This is a genomic window from Duganella sp. BJB1802, from assembly GCF_013369445.1.
Taxonomy (GTDB): Bacteria; Pseudomonadota; Gammaproteobacteria; order Burkholderiales; family Burkholderiaceae_D; genus Rugamonas; species Rugamonas vulcania_A.
In genome coordinates, this window is record NZ_JABWEF010000002.1 from 417,440 (window position 1) to 441,878 (window position 24,439).

At 66.6% G+C, this 24,439-nt stretch carries 26 protein-coding genes; 18 read left to right on the forward strand and 8 right to left on the reverse strand.

Annotated features, from left to right (window positions below):
- Window positions 1-340: 340 nt before the first annotated feature.
- The gene (locus HUX88_RS32930) at window positions 341-1,486 is read left to right on the forward strand and encodes a flagellin (RefSeq protein ID WP_176361036.1); all 1,146 of its coding nucleotides are present in this window, start codon (window positions 341-343) and stop codon (window positions 1,484-1,486) included.
- 17 nt (window positions 1,487-1,503) lie between these two features.
- On the opposite strand, the gene HUX88_RS05015 is transcribed toward HUX88_RS32930, so the two are convergent.
- Window positions 1,504-1,983 (reverse strand): cache domain-containing protein, encoded by a 480-nt coding sequence (locus HUX88_RS05015; RefSeq protein WP_117013791.1) that lies wholly within the window; start codon window positions 1,981-1,983, stop codon window positions 1,504-1,506.
- A gap of 163 nt (window positions 1,984-2,146) precedes the next feature.
- On the opposite strand from HUX88_RS05015, the gene HUX88_RS05020 reads away from it, so the two are divergent.
- The 3 genes from HUX88_RS05020 to HUX88_RS05030 are packed head-to-tail and all read left to right on the forward strand — an operon-like array spanning window position 2,147 to window position 5,017.
- Window positions 2,147-2,743 (forward strand): YdeI family protein, encoded by a 597-nt coding sequence (locus tag HUX88_RS05020; RefSeq protein WP_176361037.1) that lies wholly within the window; start codon window positions 2,147-2,149, stop codon window positions 2,741-2,743.
- Window positions 2,744-2,786: 43 nt separating this feature from the next.
- Window positions 2,787-4,058, forward strand: coding sequence for a D-amino acid dehydrogenase (locus HUX88_RS05025; RefSeq protein ID WP_176361038.1), 1,272 nt, complete (start codon window positions 2,787-2,789; stop codon window positions 4,056-4,058).
- Between the two features lie 41 nt (window positions 4,059-4,099).
- Window positions 4,100-5,017, forward strand: coding sequence for a tetratricopeptide repeat protein (locus HUX88_RS05030; protein ID WP_176361039.1), 918 nt, complete (start codon window positions 4,100-4,102; stop codon window positions 5,015-5,017).
- 7 nt (window positions 5,018-5,024) lie between these two features.
- Here HUX88_RS05030 and HUX88_RS05035 read toward each other — a convergent pair whose 3' ends face one another.
- Window positions 5,025-5,996, reverse strand: a complete 972-nt coding sequence (locus HUX88_RS05035) for a LysR family transcriptional regulator (protein WP_176361040.1) — start codon at window positions 5,994-5,996, stop codon at window positions 5,025-5,027.
- Window positions 5,997-6,107: 111 nt separating this feature from the next.
- On the opposite strand from HUX88_RS05035, the gene HUX88_RS05040 reads away from it, so the two are divergent.
- Both HUX88_RS05040 and HUX88_RS05045 read left to right on the forward strand, forming a co-directional pair.
- Window positions 6,108-7,061, forward strand: a complete 954-nt coding sequence (locus HUX88_RS05040) for an MBL fold metallo-hydrolase (RefSeq protein WP_176361041.1) — start codon at window positions 6,108-6,110, stop codon at window positions 7,059-7,061.
- Between the two features lie 10 nt (window positions 7,062-7,071).
- Window positions 7,072-7,710 (forward strand): response regulator transcription factor, encoded by a 639-nt coding sequence (locus HUX88_RS05045; protein ID WP_117013785.1) that lies wholly within the window; start codon window positions 7,072-7,074, stop codon window positions 7,708-7,710.
- Between the two features lie 6 nt (window positions 7,711-7,716).
- Here HUX88_RS05045 and HUX88_RS05050 read toward each other — a convergent pair whose 3' ends face one another.
- From HUX88_RS05050 to HUX88_RS05070, 5 genes are all read right to left on the reverse strand, one after another.
- On the reverse strand, window positions 7,717-8,373 hold the full coding sequence (locus HUX88_RS05050; protein ID WP_176361042.1) for a YoaK family protein: 657 nt from the start codon (window positions 8,371-8,373) through the stop codon (window positions 7,717-7,719).
- Window positions 8,373-8,777, reverse strand: a complete 405-nt coding sequence (locus HUX88_RS05055) for a DoxX family protein (protein WP_117013783.1) — start codon at window positions 8,775-8,777, stop codon at window positions 8,373-8,375. Before HUX88_RS05055 ends, HUX88_RS05050 begins: the two co-directional genes overlap by 1 nt.
- Entirely contained in the window at window positions 8,777-10,687 is a 1,911-nt protein-coding gene (locus tag HUX88_RS05060) for an amidohydrolase (RefSeq protein WP_176361043.1), read from the reverse strand. The genes HUX88_RS05055 and HUX88_RS05060 overlap by 1 nt, the downstream gene beginning before the upstream one ends.
- Window positions 10,687-10,956 carry a DUF1427 family protein gene (locus tag HUX88_RS05065; protein WP_117013781.1) on the reverse strand — a complete coding sequence of 90 codons (270 nt, stop codon included), beginning with the start codon at window positions 10,954-10,956 and terminating at the stop codon, window positions 10,687-10,689. The genes HUX88_RS05060 and HUX88_RS05065 overlap by 1 nt, the downstream gene beginning before the upstream one ends.
- A gap of 113 nt (window positions 10,957-11,069) precedes the next feature.
- Window positions 11,070-11,735, reverse strand: a complete 666-nt coding sequence (locus HUX88_RS05070) for a response regulator transcription factor (protein ID WP_176361044.1) — start codon at window positions 11,733-11,735, stop codon at window positions 11,070-11,072.
- Between the two features lie 177 nt (window positions 11,736-11,912).
- On the opposite strand from HUX88_RS05070, the gene HUX88_RS05075 reads away from it, so the two are divergent.
- The 12 genes from HUX88_RS05075 (at window position 11,913) to HUX88_RS05130 (ending at window position 24,022) form a co-directional block, all read left to right on the forward strand.
- Window positions 11,913-12,599 carry a response regulator transcription factor gene (locus HUX88_RS05075; protein WP_176361045.1) on the forward strand — a complete coding sequence of 229 codons (687 nt, stop codon included), beginning with the start codon at window positions 11,913-11,915 and terminating at the stop codon, window positions 12,597-12,599.
- A 55-nt stretch (window positions 12,600-12,654) separates the two neighbouring features.
- Window positions 12,655-12,987, forward strand: a complete 333-nt coding sequence (locus HUX88_RS05080; RefSeq protein WP_229219199.1) for a hypothetical protein — start codon at window positions 12,655-12,657, stop codon at window positions 12,985-12,987.
- A 123-nt stretch (window positions 12,988-13,110) separates the two neighbouring features.
- Window positions 13,111-15,282: a TonB-dependent receptor gene (locus HUX88_RS05085; protein WP_176361047.1), complete on the forward strand. Its 2,172-nt coding sequence runs from the start codon at window positions 13,111-13,113 to the stop codon at window positions 15,280-15,282.
- Window positions 15,283-15,332: 50 nt separating this feature from the next.
- Window positions 15,333-15,986 (forward strand): MarR family winged helix-turn-helix transcriptional regulator, encoded by a 654-nt coding sequence (locus HUX88_RS05090; protein ID WP_176361048.1) that lies wholly within the window; start codon window positions 15,333-15,335, stop codon window positions 15,984-15,986.
- A gap of 78 nt (window positions 15,987-16,064) precedes the next feature.
- The gene (locus HUX88_RS05095) at window positions 16,065-16,607 is read left to right on the forward strand and encodes a carboxymuconolactone decarboxylase family protein (protein WP_176361049.1); all 543 of its coding nucleotides are present in this window, start codon (window positions 16,065-16,067) and stop codon (window positions 16,605-16,607) included.
- Window positions 16,608-16,616: 9 nt separating this feature from the next.
- The gene (locus HUX88_RS05100) at window positions 16,617-17,129 is read left to right on the forward strand and encodes a redoxin domain-containing protein (RefSeq protein WP_176361050.1); all 513 of its coding nucleotides are present in this window, start codon (window positions 16,617-16,619) and stop codon (window positions 17,127-17,129) included.
- A gap of 70 nt (window positions 17,130-17,199) precedes the next feature.
- Window positions 17,200-18,030, forward strand: a complete 831-nt coding sequence (rhlP, locus tag HUX88_RS05105; RefSeq protein ID WP_117013775.1) for a rhombotarget lipoprotein — start codon at window positions 17,200-17,202, stop codon at window positions 18,028-18,030.
- A complete protein-coding gene (rrtA, locus tag HUX88_RS05110; protein WP_176361051.1) occupies window positions 18,023-18,544 on the forward strand; it encodes a rhombosortase in 522 nt (173 codons plus the stop codon). The genes rhlP and rrtA overlap by 8 nt, the downstream gene beginning before the upstream one ends.
- A gap of 133 nt (window positions 18,545-18,677) precedes the next feature.
- Window positions 18,678-21,074 (forward strand): TonB-dependent receptor, encoded by a 2,397-nt coding sequence (locus HUX88_RS05115; protein WP_229219200.1) that lies wholly within the window; start codon window positions 18,678-18,680, stop codon window positions 21,072-21,074.
- The gene (locus tag HUX88_RS05120; RefSeq protein ID WP_176361053.1) at window positions 21,075-22,466 is read left to right on the forward strand and encodes a serine hydrolase; all 1,392 of its coding nucleotides are present in this window, start codon (window positions 21,075-21,077) and stop codon (window positions 22,464-22,466) included.
- The gene (locus tag HUX88_RS05125) at window positions 22,463-23,383 is read left to right on the forward strand and encodes a MaoC/PaaZ C-terminal domain-containing protein (protein WP_176361054.1); all 921 of its coding nucleotides are present in this window, start codon (window positions 22,463-22,465) and stop codon (window positions 23,381-23,383) included. The genes HUX88_RS05120 and HUX88_RS05125 overlap by 4 nt, the downstream gene beginning before the upstream one ends.
- Window positions 23,384-23,446: 63 nt before the next feature.
- Window positions 23,447-24,022 (forward strand): NnrU family protein, encoded by a 576-nt coding sequence (locus HUX88_RS05130; protein ID WP_117013770.1) that lies wholly within the window; start codon window positions 23,447-23,449, stop codon window positions 24,020-24,022.
- A 4-nt stretch (window positions 24,023-24,026) separates the two neighbouring features.
- Here HUX88_RS05130 and HUX88_RS05135 read toward each other — a convergent pair whose 3' ends face one another.
- Window positions 24,027-24,425: a hypothetical protein gene (locus HUX88_RS05135; protein WP_117013849.1), complete on the reverse strand. Its 399-nt coding sequence runs from the start codon at window positions 24,423-24,425 to the stop codon at window positions 24,027-24,029.
- Window positions 24,426-24,439: the final 14 nt, after the last annotated feature.

Consider the following 24,439-nt stretch of genomic DNA (forward strand, 5'->3'; position numbering starts at 1 on the left):
AGTGGTCTATCGATTTGTCATTGCCCTAGCTGTCTGCCTAGCGAATGGGCAATGGGCATCGCTGGCCGTACCGGCCACCGCGACGCAGAGTAGCATCTTGCCAGTCTGAAAAGATTCACACTTTGTCACCGGCGCGTTTTCGCCCCTGCAGCCGCCTTGTCTGTTGCCGCGCGCCGAGGGAATTTTTCCGTAGAGGTATATGATCGCCCCAAGCGAGAGCACAAAGTGGTAAAGTCGAACTTCGTCCTGGACAAGACGAAGACCGGGTCGCGACCGTCGCATTTGCCCCGTCCTCGTCCGGGATACACAGGGACGGGCCTGACACCGCATCTATCGCCGCATGCTGAGCATACGCACCAACGCCGCCTCGCTGTCCGCACAAAACGCCCTGTTCCACATGGAGGGCAGGACAGCGATCGCCATGACGCGACTGGGCAGCGGCTTCCGCGTCAACTCGGCCCGCGACGACGCGGCCGGCCTGCAGATCGCCACCCGGCTGACCTCGCAGTCCCATGGCATGGCGGCGGCGCGGAGCAATATCCAGAAGGCCATCTCGATCCTGCAGACGGCCGACGGCGCGCTCGACGAGAGCAGCGCCATCCTGATCCGCATGAAGGACTTGGCCACCCAGGCCGCCGACGCCTCGGCCACGTCCGGCGACCGCGTCGCGATGCAGGCCGAATACACGGCGCTCAGTCATGAGTTGAGCAATATTTCCAGCGCGACCACCTTCGGCGGCAGCAAGCTGCTGCTAGGCGACACGGCGGCGGAGCGGGCGGGGGTGGTGACGGCGACCGCCAACGCGGTGGCCAACGCGGCCAACACGGCCGCCGCGCACGCCGCCGCCGTGGCCGCCTACAACGCCGCCGTCGCCGCCAACGCCGCCGGACCGACGCTGGCCACGCAAGCGGCCGTCGCCAGCACTTCGGGTGCGGCCGCCACGGCGGCCGATACCGCCAGCATCGCCGCGATCGCCTCCACCGACGCCCAGGACTACGCCGCCGCAGTGGCCACGGCGGCGGCGGTCGACGGCACGTTTTCCCGCACGGTCTCGTTCCAGATTGGCGCCTCCGCCAGCGAGGTGCTGGTCTATAACCTGACGCCCTTGCTGAGCAATATGCACACCGCCCTGCACGCTGCCTCGACCACGTACGACACCTTCGGCATCTCGGTCAAAGGCAGCGGCACCGACCTCGTCATCGCGTCGGCGGCCTCCGCCTCCATCGACAAACTGAGCCAGGCGCTGGACGCCGTCGCCACAGTGCGCTCCAGCCTGGGCGCCACGACCAATCGCCTGAGCCATTCGGACAGCAATCTGGCCAATATGAGCGCCAATACCATCCAGGCGACCGGCCGCATCATGGACACCGATTTCGCGCAAGAAAGCGCCGAGATGGCCAGCGATCAATTGCTGATGAAGACCGGCAGCGCCATGCTACGGGACAGCGGCAGCATCTCGTCCCTGCTGATGTCGCTGCTCAAATAGGGCGGCGGCGCGGCCGCCTATTTGACGAAATACGTGCCGACACAGACCATGGTGTCCCCCGCGCCGCGCTCGCAATACGAGCGTTTCAATTCATAGCCCTGGCTGTTCGGATTGGTGAATTTGTAGGGACCGTACCAGCCACGCGATGTGCTCTTGACCATGTCGATCATCCCCTGGATGAATGGATTGCCGTCGACATCCTTGATGGCGGCCAGGTTCTTGCCCACCATCTTGGGATTGGCGCCCTGCGCCAGGCAGATGCCGCCGAAATCATAGACGAACACATACAGGTCGCGGTCCTTGAAGGCGCCGTCCGGATGTTCGGTGAAAGCCTTGTAGGCGCTCTCCGGCCCGGCCGACTTAACCAGCGCGACGGCCTTTTTCACCATCTCCTGCGCCTCCTTCTCGCTGCCGTGCTCGGCCGCGCCGGCCGGCGCCGCGCTCAACAGGGTCAAACAGCATACGGCGCCCAGCGAATTACGCAACAGTGTGTTCATCGTGTCCCCATCTTCGTCGAAAGAATTGGCCGCGCGTTCGCGACGTTGCTTTGATTCTACTCCACCCGGCCGGCCGAACACGCCCTTTAGTACCCTGCGCAGTCGCGCCAGCGGGCCGGGTATAATTATTTTTTTGCCACTGTTGATTCCATCGAGGCGCACCATGACAGAGAAGACTTTGAATCCCAGGGTTGATGCCTACGTCGGCAAGCCAGGCACATGGCAGGACGCATTCAAGAAGTTGCGCGCCATCGCCCTCGACTGCGACCTGGCCGAGGACTTCAAATGGGGCCATCCCTGCTACACGCTCGACGATCAGAACATCGTGCTAATGCACGGCTTCAAGGAATACTGCGCGCTGCTGTTCTTCAAGGGCGCCTTGATGCAGGATCCCAAATCCATCCTGATCCAGCAAACCGAGAACGTGCAGGCCGGCCGCCAGATTCGCTTCACCAGCGCCGACGAGATCGCCAAGATGGCGTCGACCTTGAAGTCCTACATCCGCGAAGCCATCAAGGTGGAGCGGTCCGGCGCGCAAGTGGCATTCAAGAAGACCGCCGAATTCGCCATGCCTGAGGAATTCCTGAACCAGCTGGAGGAATCCCCCGAGCTGCAGGAAGCCTTCGCCGCGCTGACGCCGGGCCGGCAACGCGGCTACCTGCTCCACTTCTCCTCGGCCAAACAGGCCAAGACCCGCGAGTCGCGCGTGGCTAAATGTGTGCCGCATATCCTCAAGGGCAAGGGCCTGGACGACCTTTAGATGATAAACTCTCGCCTCTACGCGGGAAAATTTATACATCTGGATGAAAACCATAGCCATCATTGGCGGCGGCATCACCGGCGTCACCACCGCCTACGCGCTTGCCAGGCGCGGCTTCGCCGTCACGCTGCTGGAACGCCATCGCTATGCGGCGATGGAGACTTCCTTCGCCAACGGCGGCCAGCTGTCCGCCTCCAACGCCGAGGCATGGAATCACAGGGACACCGTCGTCAAGGGCCTGAAGTGGATGCTGAGGAACGACGCGCCGCTGCTGGTCAATCCGAAACCCAGCTGGCATAAGCTGTCGTGGTTCGCGGAGTTCATCGCCGCCATTCCCCACTATCGCGACAACACCATCGCCACCGCCAAACTGGCCGTGGCCGCGCGCCGGCATCTGTTCGGCTGGGCCGAGGAGGAAGGCATAGACTTCGACCTCAAGCGCGAAGGCATCCTGCACATCCACCGCGACCGCGCCGACTTCGAACACGCGGCCGAGGTCTCGAAGCTGCTGGCGCAAGGCGGCCTGCCGCGCCGCGCCGTCACGCCGGACGAGATGCGCGCCATCGAACCCACATTGACCGGCCAGTTCCACGGCGGCCATTACACCGAGAGCGACAGCTCCGGCGACATCCACAAGTTCACCACCGGCCTGGCGCAAGCGGCGCAGCGCCTGGGCGTGGACCTGCGCTTCGACCAGCACGTGACCAGGGTCCGCGCCGACGCCGCCGGCGCGGACATCACCGTCACGCACGGCGATACCGACGACATTCAACGCTACGACGCGGTGGTGGTCTGCGCCGGCACCGCCAGCCGCGAGATCGCGGCCATGCTGGGCGACCGCGTCAACGTCTACCCGGTCAAGGGCTACTCGATCACCGTCCACCTGAACGACGCCGCCAGCCAAGCCGCCGCGCCCAACGTCAGCCTGGTGGACGACGCCACCAAGCTGGTCGCCAGCCGCCTCGGCGCGGACCGCCTGCGCGTGGCCGGCACGGCGGAATTCAACGGCTACAACCGCGACATCCGCGCCGACCGCATCGCGCCGCTGCTCGACTGGGTGCGGCAGTGCTTCCCAGGCGTCTCCACGCGCGAGGCGACGCCCTGGGCCGGCCTGCGGCCGATGATGCCCAACCTGGTCCCGCGCGTGGGCCGGGGCAAGGCGCCCACGGTGTTCTACAATACCGGCCACGGCCACCTGGGCTGGACTTTATCGGCAGCGACCGCCGACATCATCGCCGACTCGGTGCTGGCCGCACTGGGCGCGCCATCGATATCGGTTAGCCAACGTACTGCCCAAGACTTGAAAATGGCGTAAACTGCCACCATATCGAGCCTGTCCCTACAAGGAGATCTGACATGACGGCAAAATCTTTCGCACGTATGACCCTGCTGGCCAGCGCCCTGGCGCTGGCGGTGCCGGCGTTTGCGGCCGAACCCACGATACACGATGTGTATGTCGCCGCTGAAGCAGGCAAGTACACCGACGCACAAGCGCTGATGGACCAGGTCCTGAAGGCCCACCCGAAGAGCGGCACCGCGCACTTCGTGGAAGCCGAACTGCTAGCAAAGCAAGGCAAGTTCGCCGCCGCGCAGGCAGAACTGGCCACAGCCGAACGCCTGTCGCCCGGCCTGCCGAAAGTGGACCCCGCCGCGCTAACCAAGCTGCGCACGCTGCTGGCCGACGGCCAGAAGCCGCGCGCCAACTACTCGCAGCAGCAGCCGGCCCGCAGCAACGCCGGCTACAGCAATGGCAACTACGGCGCACCGCAGAGCAGCGGCATCCCCTGGGGCACCATCCTGATCCTGGGTGGCGGCCTGCTGGGCTTCATCTGGCTGGCGACGCGCTTCATGTCGCGCCGTAACCAGCAGACCGACAGCTACAACAATCCGGCCGGCTTCAATCCCGGCGGCGGCGCGGCTCCCGGCTATGCGCCCGGCGCCTACCCGCAACAGGGCTATCCGCAGCCGGGCTACGGCCAGCCGCAAGGTAGCGGCATGGGTTCGCGCATCATGGGCGGCCTGGCGACCGGCGCGGCGGTGGGCGCGGGCATCGTGGCCGGCGAGGCGATCGCACGCCAGTTCACCGGCGGCAATCACGATTCCGGCAACCGCGACCAGCCACGCAACGACATCGTCTACGACGATCCGTCACGCGATGAACTGCTGCGCCGCGACGACATGGGCGGCAACGACTTTGGCGTCAGCGGCGGCTGGGACGACGGCGGCAGCAGCGGCGGCGATAGCGGCGGCGGTGGCGGCGGCGACTGGGACTAATCCCACCTCACGGGGCGCGGCGCTCGCCCGCCCCGGCAGCTTCCATCGCAAGATCCCAATACGGCGGATCGCCGAAATACTCCTTCAAATGACGTATCAGCAGCTGGGCCTTGACCTGGTTGGAGCGGCCCGGCATGTGCACCGCGTGCACCGCCGACTCGTGCGGCTCGCGCCGGCCCGACGCCGCGCCCCGCTGCACCGGCGCCATCGGGAACACCGGCACCAGCTGGCCCGCCACGATGGCGTCGCTCACCAGCCAGTTCGCCAGGTGCACCAGGCCGGCGCCGCCGATGGCCGCGTGCAGCAGCGTGTCGGTGTCGTCGCAGCGCAGCTTGCCCTTGACGGCGAGCGGCTGGTTCTGGTTCACCCCCTCGAAACGCCACCAACCGCGCGGCGCGGTGCGTCCGGTCACGGTCAGGCATTGGTGGTTGAGCAGGTCCATCGGCGTTTTCGGCCAGCCGTGGCGCTCCAGATAGGCCGGGCTGGCGCTGACCACGCGGTTTTGCACCGCCAGCCGGGTCGCCACCAGGCCGCTGTCGGGCAGCACGCCGGCGCGCACCGCCACGTCGACCCGGCGCGCGGACAGGTCGACGATATCGTCGCTGACGTGCAGATCGACCTCCAGCAGCGGGCAGTGCCGCAGAAAATCGGCGACGGCCGGCGCCACGTGCAGCCGCCCGAACGCGGCCGGCGCGGTCACGGTCAGCAGGCCGCGCGGTTCGCTGTCGAGCTCCCGCACGTCGGCCTTGCCCTCGGCCAGCTCGGCCAGGATGTTGCGTGCGCGCGGCAGGAAGCGTTCGCCGGCGTCGGTCAGCAGCATTTGCCGCGAGCTGCGCAACAGCAGGCGCGAGCCCACCTCGGCCTCCAGCGCATCGAGCTTGCGCGACACCGACGACACCGCCATCTTCAACTCCACCGCCGCGCGCGACAGGCTGCCCTGCTCCACCACCGCCAACAGGCACCTCAATCCGTCTATCATCACGCCTCCAATCTTTGCATATCACGCAAAATTAATTTGCATTAATCTATATTGTGCCGTTTTTTGCAAAGATGCATACTGCGTTTAGTAAATTCAACAAAAGGAACAATAATGCAATTCATCAGCAAACTCAGCCCGCTTGCCGCCGCCCTGGTCTTCGCCGCCAGCGCCCCCGCCTTCGCCGCCGCACCGCTGGCCGGCACCAACGCTCCCGGCTTCTTCCGCGTGATGCTGGGCGACTTTGAAGTCACCGCCATCAGCGACGGCACCGTCGACCTGCCGATGAACAAGCTGCTGCACCAGCCGCAGGCCAAGACCGACCAGGAACTGGCACGCGCCTATCTGGCCAGCCCGCTGGAAACCTCGGTGACCGGCTACCTGGTCAACACCGGCACGAAGCTGGTGCTGATCGACACCGGCGCCGGCAATCTGTTCGGGCCGACGCTGGGCAAGCTGCTGGCCAACCTGAAAGCCTCGGGCTATCAGCCGGAACAGGTCGACGAAGTGCTGATCACCCACATGCACCCGGACCACGTCGGCGGCCTCGCGGCCAACGGCCAGGCGGCCTTCCCCAACGCCACCGTGCGCGCCGACCGTCACGACACCGACTACTGGCTCAGCCAGGCCAACATGGACAAGGCGCCGGCCGACAACAAGGGCTTCTTCCAGGGCGCGATGGCGTCGGTGGGTCCATACGCCGCCAGCCAGCACCTGCAGCCGTTCGACGGCGCCACCGAGATCACGCCGGGCATCCGCGCGGTCGCCAGCTACGGCCACACGCCGGGCCACATCAGCTATCTGGTGGAGAGCAAGGGCAAGAAGCTGCTGCTGGTGGGTGACCTGATCCACGCCGGCGCGGTGCAGTTCGACCATCCCGAGGTGACCATCGGTTTCGACAGCGATCCGAAGGCCGCCGCCGCCGCCCGCCACCAGTTCTTCACCGCCGCCGCCAAGGACGGCACGCTGATCGGCGCGGCCCACCTGCCCTTCCCCGGCCTGGGCCACCTGCGCAGCAACGGCAAGGCCTATGTGTGGGTGGCGACCAACTATACCCAGCTGCGTTAAACTGGGCAGCATGGAACAGAGTCTCATCCCTCGCCCCATCGACGTGCTGGTCGTTGACGACCACCCCTTGCTGCGCATGGGGTTGGGCGAAGCCATCGCCAGCCAGGACGACATGCGCGTGGCCGGCGAGGCCTGCAACGGCCACGAGGCGGTCGAACAGTACGAGGCGCTGCGGCCGGACGTCGTCATCATGGACATCGTCATGCCGGGCATGTGCGGCGTCACCGCGCTGGAGGCGATCCGCGCGGCGCATCCCTCGGCGCGCGTGGTCATGCTCACCACCTACAAGGGCGACGTGCAGATCCTGCGCGCCGTGCAGGGCGGCGCCGCCGGCTTTTTGTTGAAGAGTACCTTGCGCAAGGATTTGCTCGACACCATACGCGGCGTGCACCAGGGGCAGCGCCGCATCCCGCCGGAGATCGCGATGGAACTGGCCCAGCACATGGGCCAGGGGCCGTTGAGCGCGCGCGAGACGGAGGTGCTGAGTCACGCGGCCAACGGCCAGTCCAACCGCCGCATCGCCGAGCAGTTGTCGATCTCCGAAGAGACGGTGAAGGCGCACATGAAGAATGTGCTGGCCAAGCTGGCCGCGAACGATCGCACCCACGCGGTAACGATCGCCCTCAAGCGCGGCATCATGTCGATCTAGCGGCCGTCAATCGGCGGCCGTGCAGGCCAGCCAAAGCAGCAGCGCGCAAGGCAGCAGCAGGCCGTTGAACCCGGCCTGCATGAAGGCCAGCGCCCCGCTGATGCATCCCACCGCGAACGCCAGCACCGGCCAGGCCAGCTTCTTCAGGCGCCCACGCGCTTCGGCGTCGCCGCGCAGCGTGTCCACCAGGTCGATCACCAATTGCGTCACGTTGCCGGTCATGACGGTGGTGGCGGCCACCTTCCCCAATAACAGCTTGCCGTAGGCGTTCTGCACCGCCATCGCGGCGGCGCACAGCATGCCGGTCAACAGCGTCAGCGGCGCCTCGGGCGCTTCGATGGGCGCGCCCGCCCACGCGCTGGCGACGCTGCCCGCCATCAGCGCCGTCTGCAGCAGGAAGCTGTTGCGCAGCTGGCGGCTGCCGGCGCGTTCCCAGCGCAGGATCAGCAGCCGCGCCAGCGCCACCGCCAGCACGAACACCGGGAACACCAGCAGCTTGAGCCAGATGTCCTGCGCCGGCCGCGCCATCGCGCGGCCGAGCAGCACGAAGTTGCCGGTGACGTGGGCCGTGAACAATCCGAACAGGCCGATGAAGCCCAGCGTGTCCACGTAGCCGGCCAGGAAGCCCAGCGTCATGCTTTGTTTGGTATCGCCGCGCTGCATCAGGCTTCCTTCTTCTGGATGTCGTGCCAGGCCACCAGCAGGAAGGCGCCGGCCAGGCCCAGGTGCTCGAAGAAGCCGTTGGCCATCATGAAGCGCTCCGGTCCCGCGACTTCCCAGAAACGGTTGGCGACGAAGGTGGCCATCAAGGTGAACGCGGCCAGGTAGCCAGCGCCCAGCCAGCGGTGGTAGCCGGTCAGGATCATCAGCGACGCGCCCAACTCGCCGGCGATCACCAGCGCGGCCATCGGGCCGGCCGGCGACAGGCCGAAGTGATGCATCTCGCCGATGGCCGACTGGAAGTCCATCAGCTTATTGATGCCGCCCTGCAGATAGGCGGCGCAGATCAGCAACAGGCAGATCCAGCGCAGCCACGGCGCGCGCAGTGGTTTGAACAACGCCTCCATCACACCGCCCAGCAGGCGCAGCCCAGCGCGCCCCAGAAGCTCTTCAGGTCCGACGTGGGCAGCTTGCTGGCCCACGCGCTGGCGTGCTGGTGTCCGTGGACGTTGCACTGGTTGGCGCAGCCGCACGCGGCCTGCTGCTGGCGCAGCTGCTGTTGCTGGCGCTTGCGCTGCTCCAGCTCCTTCAGCGCGGCGCGGTTGTTGCCGATCTGTTCCCCCCAGCCGGCGTAGCCGCCGAAGCGGCGCACCGGCGACCAATCCGGCATGGCCGGCGGCGGCGCCTCGTCGTGGCTGGCGAATTCGCCCGCCGCGTAGACGATCTTGCCGCCGACGATGGTCAGGCGCGACGTCATGTCGGCGATCTCGCTTTCGGCGCAGGCATAGAAGTCCTTGTCCGGCACGATCAGGTCGGCCAGCTGGCCCGCTTCGATGCGGCCCTTCTTGCCCACCTCATTCGAGAACCAGGTGGTGTTCTCGGTCCACATGCGCAGCGCGGTCTCGCGGTCCAGGCAATTGGCGCGCGGGTACATCTGCATGCCGCCCACGGTCTTGCCGGTGATGAGCCACGACAGCGACACCCACGGGTTGTACGAGGCCACGCGGGTGGCGTCGGTGCCGGCCGAGACCTTCACGCCCGCCTCCAGGATTTTCTTGACCGGCGGCGTGGCCTCGGCCGCGCCGTGGCCGTAGCGCTCGACGAAGTATTCGCCCTGATAGGCCATGCGGTGCTGCACGGCGACGCCGCCACCCAGCGCGGCGATGCGGTCGATCGACTGGTCGGAGATGGTCTCGGCGTGGTCGAAGAACCAGTTCAGTCCCGTCAGCGGGATGTCCTGGTTGACGCGCTCGAACACGTCCAGCGCGCGGCTGATGGTTTCGTCGTAGGTCGCGTGCATGCGCCACGGCCAGCGGTTCTGCGCCAGCACGCGCACCACGCCTTCCAGGTCGTCCTCCATGGTCTCCGGCATGTCGGGGCGCGGCTGGCGGAAGTCCTCGAAGTCGGCCGCCGAGAAGGTCAGCATCTCGCCGGCGCCGTTGTGGCGGAAGTAGTCGTCGCCCTGCTGGTACTTGACGCTCTGCGTCCAGTTCAGGAAGTCTTCCTTCTCATGCGCCGGCTTTTGCGTGAACAGGTTGTAGGCCAGGCGTATCGTCAGCTGCTTGGCGTCCGCCAGCTGCTGGATCACCTGGTAGTCTTCGGGATAATTCTGGAAGCCGCCGCCGGCGTCGATGGCGCCGGTCACGCCGAGGCGATTGAGTTCGCGCATGAAATGGCGCGTCGAGTTGACCTGGTATTCGAGCGGCAGCTTGGGGCCCTTGGCCAGCGTCGAATACAGGATGGCCGCATTCGGCTTGGCCAGCAGCAGGCCGGTGGGATTGCCGGCGCCGTCGCGCAGGATCTGGCCGCCGTGCGGTTCCGGCGTGTCCTTGGTGTAGCCGACTGCACGCAGCGCGGCGCCGTTGAGCAGCGCGCGGTCGTACAGGTGCAGGATGAACACCGGCGTATCCGGCGCCACCGCGTTCAGTTCCTCGATGGTCGGCAGGCGCTTCTCGACGAATTGATGTTCGGTGAAGCCGCCCACCACGCGCACCCATTGCGGCGCCGGCGTGATCGCCACCTGCGCCTTCAGCATGCCCATGGCGTCGGCCAGGCTGCGCACGCCGTCCCAGCGCAGCTCCAGGTTGAAATTCAGGCCGCCGCGGATGATGTGCAGGTGGTTGTCGATCAGGCCTGGCAGCACGCGCTTGCCTTGCAGGTCGATGATCTTGGTGTGCGGACCGGCCAGCGCCATGATCTCGTTGGCGCGGCCCACGTGCGTGAAGCGGCCGTCCTTGATGGCGACCGCCTCCGCGTGGGGATTGGAGCGGTCCAGCGTGGTGAACAGGCCGCGGTGCAGGATCAGGTCTGGATTCATTATGCGTTCCCCTTGGTTTCATCATTCTTCTGCGCGGACGGCAGCTGGCCGAAGCAATGCGGCTTGACGTGGTCCTCGATCCACGAGACCTGCTTGGCCTCGGGCTGCCACAGCTGGCGCAGCAGCGGCGGCAGCTGCTCGCCGAGCAGGATACCCAACAGGCCAACCAGCGCCACCACCGGCGGCGCCGGCGAACGCACGTTCAGGAAGCCATAGATTAATCCAACCAGCAGGCCTACGGCCAGCGACACGATATACATTTTGGACATGGGATTTCCTCAGATAAGGGTGAAACAACATGGTTCCAGTCTAGAGATCCGCGCCGCTTTTGCCATCACCGGTATTGATCGCCGTTTCCTCATCCTTTGGAGATAGATACGGGTCAGTAAGGCCCGCCAACCTGGCCGCAGGCATGCAGGTCGATGATGCCGCGCTCGATCGCCCGCGTCACCGCGTGGGTGCGGTCGCTGGCATTGAGCTTGGCCAGGATGCTCTTCATGTGCACCTTGACGGTTTCCTCCGAAATCGCCAGGTGCACGCCGATACGCTTGTTGCTCTGGCCCGCGGCCACCAGCTGCAGCACCTCCACCTCGCGCTTGCTCAACGCGCTCTCGTGCCAGTGCTGGGCGATGCAGTTGGCCACCGCCGCCGGTATGCAGCGGCGGCCTTCGTGCACGTTGCGCACGGTCGCCAGCAGCTCCTTGCGCAGCAGGCTTTTCAACAGATAACCGGCGGCGCCGGCGGCGATCGCGCGCCGCGCCAGGGCGTCGCCCTCGTAGGTGGTCAGTACGACGATGCGCGCGTCGGGGAATTCGGCGCGGATGGCGATGGTGGCGTCGATGCCGTTCATGTCCGGCATCTGAATGTCCATCAGCGTGACATCGGGCCGCAGCCTGCGATAGCACTCGATGGCCTGCAGGCCGTTGCAGGCTTCGGCGACCAGCCGCATGTCCCCCTCGGCGGCGATCACGCTGGCGATGCCCTCCCTGAGCATGGGGTGATCGTCGACGCTTAGCACGGTAATCGGCGTTGTTTGGGCCGTTGTCATCGCGTTCTCACTGGTCGTACCGGAACCCGGCAGCATGCCACAAACGCGCCGCTTCAACCATCACCCTATCGGGTTAGCGGACGCACCCCGGATCGGGGCGTGGTGAAATCGTTAATCCAGTTTACTCTTCTGCCGTAGGACAGCAACCGACAACGGAATCATTTGGGGAGAAACGAGATGCGACTGGATACCAGGAACTGGTCACACGCCGCTCACAGCGGCAATGGCATGGCGGCCGGCGGCGCCATCGACAACCATGACAGCAAGGTGCGCGTGCTGATCGCGCACGGCGACGCCATCGTCAGCGCCGGCCTTGCCGCGCTGCTCGGCGCGGAATGCGACATGCAGCTGGCCGAGACCCAAGCGGCAACGGCGGACGTCATCATCCTCGATTACAAGGGCGCACTGGAACACATGCGCCAGCGGGCCAACGCGCCGCAGCACGGCGAGCCGCAGGCGCGCGTGCTGATCGTGACCCAGATGGAGCGCGAATGGGAAGTGCGCAGCGCGATGATGGCCGGCATCCACGGCTATCTGCTGCAGAACTGCGCCGCCGACCAGCTGCTGACGGCGGTACGCACGCTGAGCCGAGGCATGCGCTACCTGAGCGCGGACCTGAGCCGCTGCGTGGCCGACAGCTTCACCCGCATCAACCTGACCAGCCGCGAGACCGATGTGCTGCAATTGCTGGCGCAAGGCCAGTGCAACAAGTCCATCGCGCGCGAACTGGGAATCGGCGTCGGCACCGTCAAGACCCACGTCAAGGGCCTGTTCGATAAACTGGGCGCCACCGCGCGCACCCACGCGGTGGTGCTGGCCACGCGACGCGGCCTGGTGGGCGAAGGCTCCGCCAGCCGGCATTGACCGCATGACGAGAATGTCATTGGCGTATCTTGCGGAAGCCCTGTAAAATCCGCGCATGCAAACACATACACTCTCCGTAGGCACCTCGCATCGGCAAACGCGCATCCAGCGCGTCCTGATGCTGTTCGTGCTGGTGTTCCTGTCGCTGCAGCTGATCGGGGCGAGCTCGCACAAGCACGCCTATACCGACACCCAAAACGATTGCGCGGCTTGCGCAGTCGCGCACATGCCGGCCGGTGTTCCGCCGCCGGCGGTTGCGGTGGTGCCGGTGGCGATGCTGGTCTCCCTGCCCGCCCTCGTCCCGCAGCATTCCATCCGGGCCCGCCGGATCGACTTCCTCACCCCGCCCTCGCACGCGCCGCCCGGCGTAGCCCCTTTCTCCGCCTGATCCGCTTTTTCCGTTACGTTTAACACGGCCGCACTTTTGCGTCCCGTGCGCGCAGCCGCGCGCCTGCCCGACACGATCGCGCAGGCCGGAGGCTAGCCACGCCCGAACATTCAAGGATTTACCATGCAACACACGCCACAACTCCGCGCCCTGCCACTGCTGCTGGCAGCCGCCTTCTACGCCCACCACGCCAGCGCCGCCGACGATGCCGGCGCCAGCCCCGCCGCGCCGGCCAACGCCGACGGCAGCCCGATGCAGCAGGTGGAAGTGACCGCCGCCCATCTGAAGAGTGCCCGCATCGACCTGTCGCCGAATGTCGGCACCACCGTCTATTCGATCGACCGCCACATGATCGAACAGCTGGGCCGTGGCGACAATACGCCGTTCAATGAAGTGCTGCTGCGCCTTCCGGGCGTGAGCCAGGATTCGAAGGGCTCGGGCTCCATCCACGTGCGCGACGATCACGCCAATGTGCAGTACCGCGTCAACGGCGTGCAGCTGCCGGAGAGTATCAGCGGCTTCGGACAGTCGATCGACACCCGCTTCGTCCAGCAGACCGACTTCATCACCGGCGCGCTGCCGGCGCAATTCGGCCTGCGCACCTCGGGCATCGTCGACATCCAGACCAAGGAAGGCACGGTCAAATCCGGCGGCCGCGTCGGCGTTCTGGTGGGCGGCAACGACTATGTCGAACCTAGCGCGGAATTCTTCGGCACCCAGGGCGCCTTCAACTACTACCTGTCCGGCAGCTACCTGTCGAACGCGCAGGGCATCGAGAATCCGCTGCCGGCCCGCAGCGCCCTGCACGACCGCACCAAGCAAAGCAAATCGTTCGGCGCCCTGTCGTGGTTCCTGGACGACCAGACCCGCCTGGGCCTGATGTTCGGCACCTACAACGGCCGCTTCCAGATCCCGAACAATCCCGACCAGGCACCCGGCTTCTCGCTCACCGGCCAGAGCGACGCCGCCGCCGGCACCAGCAAGTTGCCCTCGTCGCAGCTGAACGAGAACCAGCGCGAAGTGAACCGATTCCTGGTGCTGTCGCTGCAAAAAAGCGTGGGCGACCTGAATTACCAGGTCTCGGCCTTCCACCAGTATTCGGAACTGCACTACATGCCCGACGCGCTGGGCGACTTGATCTACAACGGCGTGGCCTCCGACACGCTGCGCTCCAACTCCGCAAGCGGCGCGCAGTTCGACGGCAGCTACAAACTGAACGCCGGCCACACCGTGCGCGCCGGCCTGGCCTACTCGCGCCAGACCACCCACAGCGACAACGCGGTGGCGGTGTTCGACACCGTCGACGGCGCGCAATCGGGCACCGATCCGCGCACCATCATCGACAACAGCAGCAAGACCGGCAAGCTGTCGAGCTTCTACCTGCAGGACGAATGGCATATCGCCGCGCCGCTGACGCTGAACTACGGCGTACGCTTCGACAAGGTCTCGGCCTTCGTCGACGAGCAGCAATGGAGCCCGCGCGTCAACCTGGCGTACCAGGTGGCCAAGGGCACGGCGCTGCACGCCGGCTATTCGCGCTACTTCACCCCGCCGCCGCAGGAACTGGCCGCGCAATCGAGCATCGACAAATACGCCAACACCTCCAACGCGCCGCAGGTGCCGGTGTCGGACAACGTCAAGGCCGAGCGCACCAACTACTACGACATCGGCTTGAGCCACCAGTTCAACGAGCAGCTGACCGTCACCGCCGACGCCTACTACAAGAAGATCCGCAACATGCTGGACGAGGGCCAGTTCGGCCAGGCGCTGATCCTGTCGCCGTTCAACTACGACCGTGGCTACGCCAAGGGACTGGAACTGTCGGCCGTGTACAACCAGTCCAACTGGGGCGGCTTCCTCAACCTGACCACGCAGCAGGCCAAGGGACAGAACATCGTCTCCGGCCAGTCGCTGTTCGGGCCGGACGAACTGGCCTACATCGCCAACCACTACATCTACGTCGACCACGACCAGACCTACACGGTATCGGGCGGTGCCCACTACCACTGGGGCGAGACGAAGTTGAGCGGCGACTTCCTGTACGGCAGCGGCTTGCGCATGACGCCAGACGGCGCCGCGCCCAACTCCGGCACGCTGCCGCACTACACCACCGTCAACCTGTCGCTGACGCACAACTGGAAGAACACGCCGATCGGCAATGTCGAAGGCCGCCTCGCGCTGGTCAACGCCTTCGACAAGAGCTATCTGCTGCGCGACGGTTCCGGCGTCGGCGTGGGCGCGCCGCAGTACGGCGCCCGCCGCACCTTGTACGCCGGCCTTTCGGTGGGATTCTGATTTAGTTAGGAGTCCTTGTTAAATTGAAATCCCTGTGTATAATGCACAGCATGGACACCAAAGCAGACAAACCGTGGAAGGATACGCCCGACGTCTCGGCGCGCATCGTCACCGCTATCGGACGCATCGCCAGCGTGATGCGCTCCGGTATGTGGGAGTTCGCCACGGCCGAAAACCTGAATCCGGCGCAGGCCGAGATCCTGCAGCTGCTGCAAGGCCGCAAGCAGGGTGTGCGCCTGTCCTGGCTGGCGTCGCAGCTGTCGATCAGCGCGGCCAGCGCCAGCGATTCGGTGTCGGCGCTGGTGTCCAAGGGATTGCTGTACAAGGCCAGGGCGGAGGACGACGGCCGCGCCACCGCCCTGTTCCTGACCGACGAAGGCGCCGCCACGGCGGCCCGCATCGGCGACGCGCTGAGCTTTGCCGAGAATGCGGCGTCCGCCCTGCCCTCGGCCCAGCAGACGGAATTGCTGGCCGGCCTGTTCAAGCTGATCGCCCAGTTGCAAAAGACCGAGCGCTTCCCCGAGATGCGCGCCTGTCTGTCGTGCCGGTATTTCGAAGCGAACCGCCATCCCGGCAAGCCGGCGCCGCATCACTGCGGGCTGGTGAACGCACCGCTGTCGGTGGCGCTGCTGCGCATGGACTGCCCGGAACAGGTGCCGGCCGATCCCGCCACGCGCCAGCGCAACTGGAAGGTGTTCGCCTGAGATTTTTTTTGACCAAATTAGTTAGGACTCCTATTTGTTTTTACCGCAGTGCTTTTTTAAACCATGAAAGGAAACACCATGAACCGCATCTCCCTCGTCTCCCCTGCCGACACCATCGGCGAACGCCAACAACTGCTGGCGCAAATCCAGAGCGCGTTCGGCGCCACGCCGAACATGTTCAAGGCCGTCGCCAATTCCACCGCCGCGTTGAAAAGCATGTGGGGTTCGTTCGGCGCGCTGGGCGGCGGCGTGATCGACGCCAGGCTGGGCGAACAAATCGCCGTCGCCATCGCCGACCGCAATGCATGTGAATACTGCCTGGCCGCGCACACCGTCCTGGGACGCAAGGCCGGCGCCAGCGCCGAGGAGATGAGCGCGGCGCAAGCCGGCCACTCCAGCGATCCGAAGACCGCCGCCGCGCTGCGCTTCGCCATCGCGGTCGTCGGCAACCGCGCGCAGATCAGTGACGAGGACGTGGAAGCGCTGCGCGCGGTTGGCTTCAACGACGAGGCCATCGTCGAGATCATGGCCCACGTCGCGCTGAACCTGTTCACCAACTACGTCAACGTGGCGTTCAAGGTGCCGGTCGACTTCCCCGCCGTGAAACTGCGCGCCAAGTAAGGAGCCGCCATGCACACTATCGCCCCCGAGCTCCAGGTCGCGGCCTGGCTGAACACCGCGCAGCCGCTGTCGTTGCGGCAGTTGCGCGGCAAGGTCGTCGCCGTCCATGCCTTCCAGATGCTGTGCCCCGGCTGCGTTTCGCACGGCATCCCGCAGGCCAAGACGATACGCAGCAATTTCGACGAACAGGACGTCGCCGTGATCGGACTGCATTCCGTCTTCGAACACCACGACGCCATGACGGCGAAGGCGCTGGAAGCCTTTGTGCACGAGTACCGCATCCAGTTCCCGGTGGCGATAGACCAGCCCGCGCCGCGCGGCGCCGTGCCGATGACGATGGCGCAGTACCAGCTGCGCGGCACGCCGACGCTGCTGCTGATCGATCGCCAGGGCCGGCTGCGGCTGAACCATTTCGGCCGCGCCGACGACATGCAGGTCGGCGCGCTGATCGGACAGCTGCTGGCCGAAGCTCCGTCCGGGGCCGAAGTACACTGCGACGATACCGCCTGTAGCATCCGGTGATGCCTGTGCCTCCCGGCCTTTCAGCCGGGAGGTACAGGGCCATATAATCCGCGATCACCGGAGAATCCCCATGCGTATCCTGAATATCCTGCTCATCGCGCTGGCCGCTTCCTTGCTGTCCAGCTGCGCCTTCATGACCAGTGGCCGCAGCGTCAAGCAGACCGGCAGCATGGTCGACTATCTCTACCCCGACGCCAAGGATGCGCCGGTCATGACGCCCACCGTCACGCGACTGCGGCCGCCGGTGCGGGTCGGCATCGCCTTCGTTCCCGGCGCCGGCTGGGGCAACGGCCTGCCTGAAACGGCCCGCATGAAATTGCTGGAGCGCGTGCGCGACTCCTTCTCCAAGCACCCGTACATCGGCAAGATCGAAATCATCCCGACCCAGTACATGCGCGCCAGGGGCGGCTTCACCAACCTTGAACAAGTAGCGCGCATGTTCGACGTCGAAGTGGTGGCGCTGCTGTCCTACGACCAGGTGCAGTTCAACGACTCCAATGCGCTGTCGATGCTGTACTGGACCATCATCGGCGCCTACGTGGTGCATGGCGACCAGTACGACGTGCAGACCATGCTCGACGCGTCGGTGTTCGATGTGCAGAGCCACAAGCTGCTGTTCCGCGCGCCCGGCACCAGCCAGGTCAAGGGCAGCGCCAGCATGGCGGGCTTCAGCGAAAAATCGCGCGCCGCGCAGACCGAGGGTTACAACGCCGCCGTCGACCAGTTGATCCCCAATCTGCAGGCGGAGCTGGACAACTTCCGCGAACGCATCAAGCACGACGCCAACTACCAGGTCGAAAACAAGCAAGGCTACAAGGGCGGCGGCGCGATGGACTGGGCCAGCCTGGCGCTGGTGGCGCTGCTGGCCGGCTTGGCATGGCGGTTGCGCCGCCGTGGTTGAGCTGTTGGAGTTCGACCGCCGTGCACTGCTGGCCGGTGAGTTCTGGCGGCTGTGGACCGGTCATCTGGTCCACTACTCGGCGCAGCACGCGCTGATCGACTTTGCCGTGGTGCTGGCCGCCGCCGTGATCGTGGTGCAGCTGAGCGCCTCGCCGGCCGACGGCATGCGCCGCCTGCTGCTGGCGCCGGGCCTGGGCGCGCCCTTCATCTCGCTGGGCATGCTGCTGATCGCGCCGCACTGCCTGTACTATCGCGGCGCGTCCGCCATCGCCGCGATGCTGGTGGTGATGGCCGGCGGCGCGCTGTGGCCGCGCGCCACCCGCTCCATGCGCGCAGCCCTGCTGCTGATGGCCGCCACGCTGGTCGCCAAGATCGCCGCCGAAGCCGCTGGCGCGGTCCACGGCTGGTCCAACCTGCCGCTGGACGTGGTGGTCGCATGGCAGGCGCACCTGCTGGGCGTGATCGCCGGCGCCCTCACCCTGCCGTTCAGGAAGCCCAGGCTACAACTGGATTAACTATCGATGTGAATCCGACCGATTTGTGTTTCACAAGCCTCAACGTTGCCGTTAATTCTTGTGTATATAGCATGGATGTAGGCATAATCGTCTGCACCGCCCAGGTGGCCGCTGTTTTCCAATGGAGGACGATTTGAGCATCCCTGCCCGCACCGTAATTTCCGCCAGCCTCGCCGCAGCCTTCCTCATCCCGCCCGCGTGGGCAGCCGACGACATCCCGTCGGTCGTCGTCACCGCGCAGTCCCGCAAGCAGTTCGTGCAGGACGTGCCGATGACCATCCAGGTATTGACCAACAAGGACCTCGACGCCATCGGCGCCAAGGACCTGGGCGACCTGAATGGCTACGTTCCGGGCCTGGTGGTCGACGCGTCCGAGCCGACGCAGCCCGGCTTCGGCATACGCGGCGTGCAGACGGGCGACTTCGGCATCGCCACCGATTCGCCGGTCGGCATCTATGTCGACGGCGTCTACACCGGCAAGACGGGCGGCGCGCTGATGAACTTCATCGACGTCCAGCGCATCGAAGTGATCAAGGGCCCGCAAGGCACGCTGTTCGGCCGTAACAGCGCGGCCGGCGCCATCGCCATCACCACCAATGAACCGGGCAAGGAGCTTGACGCCTCGGGCCATGTCAAGCTGGGCAAGTACGGCCGCGCCAACGCGGACGCGATGCTGAACATCCCGATCACCGACACCTTCGCCGCGCGGCTGGTGGCGGTGCGTTCGGGCAGCGAGGGCTGGATCGACAACACGTCCACCGGCAAGAAGTCCGGCGGCGACAAGGACTGGGCCACCCGGCTGACGCTGCGCAAGGACTTCGACGCCGCCAAGCTGGTGTTCGCGTGGGAGCACGAGAACATGGAGCAGTACGGCCGTCCGGCGTTCGGCGTCATCAAGGACCCCAGGCTGCCGCTGGGCGGCTACACCGGCGTCTATGACGCGGCCTACACCGCCAACTTCGTCAATCCCTTCAACGCGCCGCTGCAGAACGACGACCAGGGCAGCGAGGGACGAATGTTCGACGGCGCCACGCTGCGCTTCGAAACGCCGCTGGCCGGGATGAACTTCACTTCCACCACCGCCTATCGCCGCTTCAGCACCCACAACATCACCGACAACGACGGCGGTGCGCGGCCCGACCTGTTCCTGACCACGCTGGACGCCAAGCGCGCCCACAGCTTCCAGCAGGAGTTCAAGCTGTCGGGCAAAAACGATAAGCTGGACTGGATCGCGGGCCTGAGCTTCTACCACAACAACGAACACCAGGACGCCGGCGCCTTCGTCACCACCGGCACGCTGGACACCCTGAGCCAGTTCGCCGGAGGCCAGCCGAATTTCGCCATGCTGTTCGCCGGCCTGGGCGCGGCGGGCCTGCCGGGCGTGGGCGCGGACACGGTGTTCAGCTGGGACGAGACGCACTACAGCGACGTCCGGACCAAATCGGCCTCGCTCTACGGCGACACCATCTGGCACGTGACGCCGTCCACCAACGTCACCGCCGGCCTGCGCTATACGCAGGACAAGAAGCGCATGACGTGGTTCGTGCCTGGTCGCGTGTCGCCGCAGCTGGACACCTTCCTCAACAGCTTCGGGCCGCTGGCCGGGGTGGATGCTTCAACCTTCCCTTCCAACGTGATCTTCAGCACGGCGGCGCAACTGGCGGGATCGCCCGTCACGCGCGAGAAGGACTGGAGCGACTGGAGCCCGCGCCTGGTGGTGGACCATAAGCTGAACAAGGACACGCTGCTGTTCACATCCCTGTCGCGCGGCTACCAGGCCGGCGGCTTCAATATCTTCACGCCGCCCAATCCCGCCGCGCCGGCCGCCGCCGGGCAGGACCCGAGCTTCGCGCCCGAGAAGATGACCAACTTCGAAGCCGGCATGAAGCTGGCCCTGCCCGAGTTGCGCGCCACGATCAACGCCTCGCTGTTCGCCTACAAGTTCAAGAACCTGCAGGACATCCAGCTGTACAGCGTGGGCACGGTGCCGACCTATAACGTGGTGTCCAGCGACCAGAAGGCGCATGGCCTGGACCTCGATGGCCGCATGCGCGTCACGCCGCGCGTGACGGTGTTCGGCGGCATGGAGTACATCGACCAGACCTACACCCGCTATCAGCGTCTCGACGCGGCCGGCCATGTCACGCTGGACTTGGGCGGCCAGCCGGTGGGCACGCCGCGCATGACGGCGATGGCGGGCGTGAACCTCAACTGGGAAACGATGGGTGGCCGAAGCAGCCTGAATTTCCAGGGCACGCATTCGACCGCGCAGCGCTGCAACAGCGACACCGCCAAGCTTCAATGCCTGAGCACCGCGCAGCTGAAAACCGGCGGCGCCACCAGCAAGTTCGATCTGCGCCTGGGTTGGGACAGCCCGAGCTCACGCTATGGCGTGGCGCTGTTGGTCAACAATGTGTTCGACCAGCGCTACATCACCAATCTGGGAGGACAAACGGAGCAATACGGCGCGCCCTATGCCTACCTGACGCCGCCGCGCACGATCGCGGTGGAATTCCGGGCCAGCCTGTAGATGGCCAAGTGGTTGAAGCTCGCCGCCGTGGCAGCCGTGGTGCTGGCCGGCGGCGTGCTCGCGCTGGCGCTGCATCCGCCGGAGCTGCTGCGCGTCGGCGCGAACTACGGCGCCAAGATGGTGTGCTCGAATGTGTTCATCGCCGGCCGCGATGCGCAGGCCGTGCTGGCCGACGATGTGCAGGCGCCGGGCCATCCCATACTCAAGCTGCTGAGGGTGCGCGTCGACCAGGAGCGCAAGCTGGTGCGCGCCGACCTGCTGGGCTTTGTCGGCAATGGCCTGGCCGTGTACCGGCCCGGCACCGGCTGCGCGGTGGTGCCGGACGGCGATGTCGGGACGGCCGCGCGGTACACCTACTCTCCCCTTAAAATCTGGGCGCCGTCGGCCACCGTGCCGTGGCCGACAGGTTCGCTGCCGCTGGCCATGCCGGCGGTGCAGGCCTTGCTGGACCAGGATGCGCTGGCAGGTCCCGGCATGCGCGGCGTGGCCGTGGTCCACCACGGCCGGCTGGTGGCGCAGCGCTACGGCGATGGTTTCAATGTCGCGACGCCGCTGCTGGGATGGTCGATGACCAAGACCGTCACCGCCGCGCTGGTCGGCATCCAGATCGCCGACGGCAAGCTCGCGCCGCGGCAAAGCGGCTTCTGGCCCGACGCCGCCGATCCGCGCGCCGCCATCACGCTGGCGCAGCTGATGGCGATGAGCAGCGGCCTGCAATTCAACGAGGGCTACGGCGATGTCTCGGATGTGACGCGCATGCTGTACCTGGAGCCGGACATGGCGGCCTACAGCGCTTCCCGGCCGCTGGCGCAGGCGCCGGGCAGCGCGTGGAACTACTCCAGCGGCACCACGCTGCTGCTGTCGCGGATCTGGCAGCGCGCGGCGGCGGCCGGCGGCAAGCAGGCGCCGACGTCGGCGGCCGTGCTGGCGCTGCCGCACGAGCGCCTGTTCGAGCCGCTGGGCATGAGCAGCGCCGTGATGGAGGCAGACGCGCGCGGCAACCTGGTCGGCTCCAGCTATATGTATGCGACCACGCAGGACTGGGCGCGCTTCGGCCAGCTCCTGCTGCAGGACGGCGTCTGGCAAGGCAAGCGCCTGCTGCCGGAAGGCTTCGTGGCCGGCATGCAGCTGGTGGCTCCTGCTTCCGGCGGCCAGTATGGACAAGGCCAGGTCTGGCGCTGGGGACCTTCAGGCACCACGCCGGAGGGACAGGACCCGGACCCGCCATTCAAGCTGCCCGCCGACACCTACTGGCTGGAAGGCCATGACGGCCAGACCATCACGGTGATACCGTCGAAGGATCTGGTGGTGGTGCGGCTGGGACTGACGCCGGACCGCCTGAACTATCAACCGCAGGCGCTTGTGGCGGCCGTGATCAAGGCGCTGGAATGACGGCGGGTGTCGTCCCATACAGCCTGCTGCGCCACCAGGGAGCGATGCTGCGGGCCAGCGCCGGCATGCTGCTGCAGGCGGCCGGCCGCGTGCTGCTGCCGCCGCGCCGGGAAGTGGTCGACCATATGCCGCCGTCGGCGCATGGCACGCAGCGGCACGCCATCGCGCCCATCGAGCGCCGCATCGATGCGCCGCCGGCGCAGCTGATCGGCCACTACATCCGCTGGTGCGGCGCGGCCGGCCGTTATGACGGCGAGCTGCCGCCGCACATGGTCTCGCAATGGAGCCTGCCGCTGGTGAGCGCGCTGCTGATGCAACTGCCCTACCGCCTCACCGGCATCATCAACCAGGGCGTGTCGCTGACGGTGCACGGGCCGCTGCCGCGCGCCACGCCGCTGGTGCTGCGCGCGTCGGTCGAGCAGGTGACGCATGCGGATGGCTGGGCCAGGATCGTGGTCGCCGTCGTCACCGGAACGGCGTTGCAGGCTTGTCTGGTGGAGACGCGGCTGCACCTGCGCGTGCGCCTGCCCGGTGCGCGCGTCGCCGCTGCGGCGCCGGCGCGGCCGCCCGATCCCGAGTGGCGGACGGCGGGCACGTGGCGCGCCGAAGCCGGCGACGGCCTGCGCTTCGCGCTGCTGACCGGCGACTTCAATCCCATCCACTGGTGCGGGCCGCTGGCGCGCCGTTCTCTGTTCGGCGGCCTGGTGCTGCACGGCTTCGGCAGCCTGGCGCGCAGCGTCGAGACGCTGGCGCCGGGCAGTTACACCGAGCTCGATGTGCGCTTCCTGCGCCCGGTCGCGCTGCCCAGCGGCGCGCTGTCGGTGCAGTTGGCGCAGCAGGCCGACACCGACGGCTGGCGCGCGCTGCGCCTGGCCGGCGCCAACGACACGGTCCACCTGGCCGGCCGCCTGCGTTGACGTTGCGTGCCGCCGCCGGCCGGTGTATCGTCTGCGCAGTCAACCAACACCAAGGACGCGACGATGACGCCAATGATACTGGGCTTGCTGATATTCCTCGGACTGCATTCGGTCCGCATCTTCGCCGACGACTGGCGCACCGCCATGCGCGCCCGCCTGGGCGAAAACGGCTGGAAGGGGCTGTATTCGCTGGTGTCGCTGGCCGGCTTCGGGCTGCTGCTGTGGGGCTACGGGCTGGCGCGCCAGCAGCCGGTGGTGGTGTGGTCGCCGCCGGTGTTCATGCGGCACATCGCGGCGCCGCTGATGGTGTTGTCCTTCATCCTGCTGGTGGCCGCCTACGTGCCGCGCAACGGCATCAAGGCGCGCCTGCATCATCCGATGACGCTGGCCGTCAAGGTCTGGGCGCTGGCCCACCTGCTGGCCAACGGCACGCTGCACGACATCATCCTGTTCGGCGGCTTCCTGGTGTGGTCGGTGCTGCTGTTCCGCTCGGCCCGCAAGCGCGACGCCGCCGCCGGCACCGTCTACCCGCCCGGCAAGGGCGTGGCGACGGCGGTCACGGTGGTGGCGGGGATCGCGGTGTCGGTGCTGTTCGCCCACTGGCTGCACCGGATGCTGATCGGCGTGAGCCCGTTCTGAAGGCTCAGCGGCATTTGCCCCGTATCACCGCCGCGATCACCCACGGCAGCGAGTACGGCCCCACCACCGCGACCGGCCCGATGTAGGCCGGCTGCAGCTTGAGCGCGTCGTCATGCAGGCAGTCGGGCACCTTGGCCTGTTCGAAGGCGGCGCTCATCTTGTCGTGCATGCTGGGCGTGGTGGTGCCGTAGACCCCGGAGGACGCCTTGGCCGGATCGACCGGATGCGGGTCTTCCGCGATGGTGTCGCGCACGGCCTTGCGGATCAATGCGTCGGACAGCGGCGGCGGCTGGCTCAGGTCGCCCGCGACCGGTTCGGCCGGCTTCACCGCCGGCGCTTCCGGCAGCGACCAGGCGGCCAGCGGCATGGCCGCCAGACAGGCCGCAACAACGATTTCCTTCATCCCGGCTCCCATCC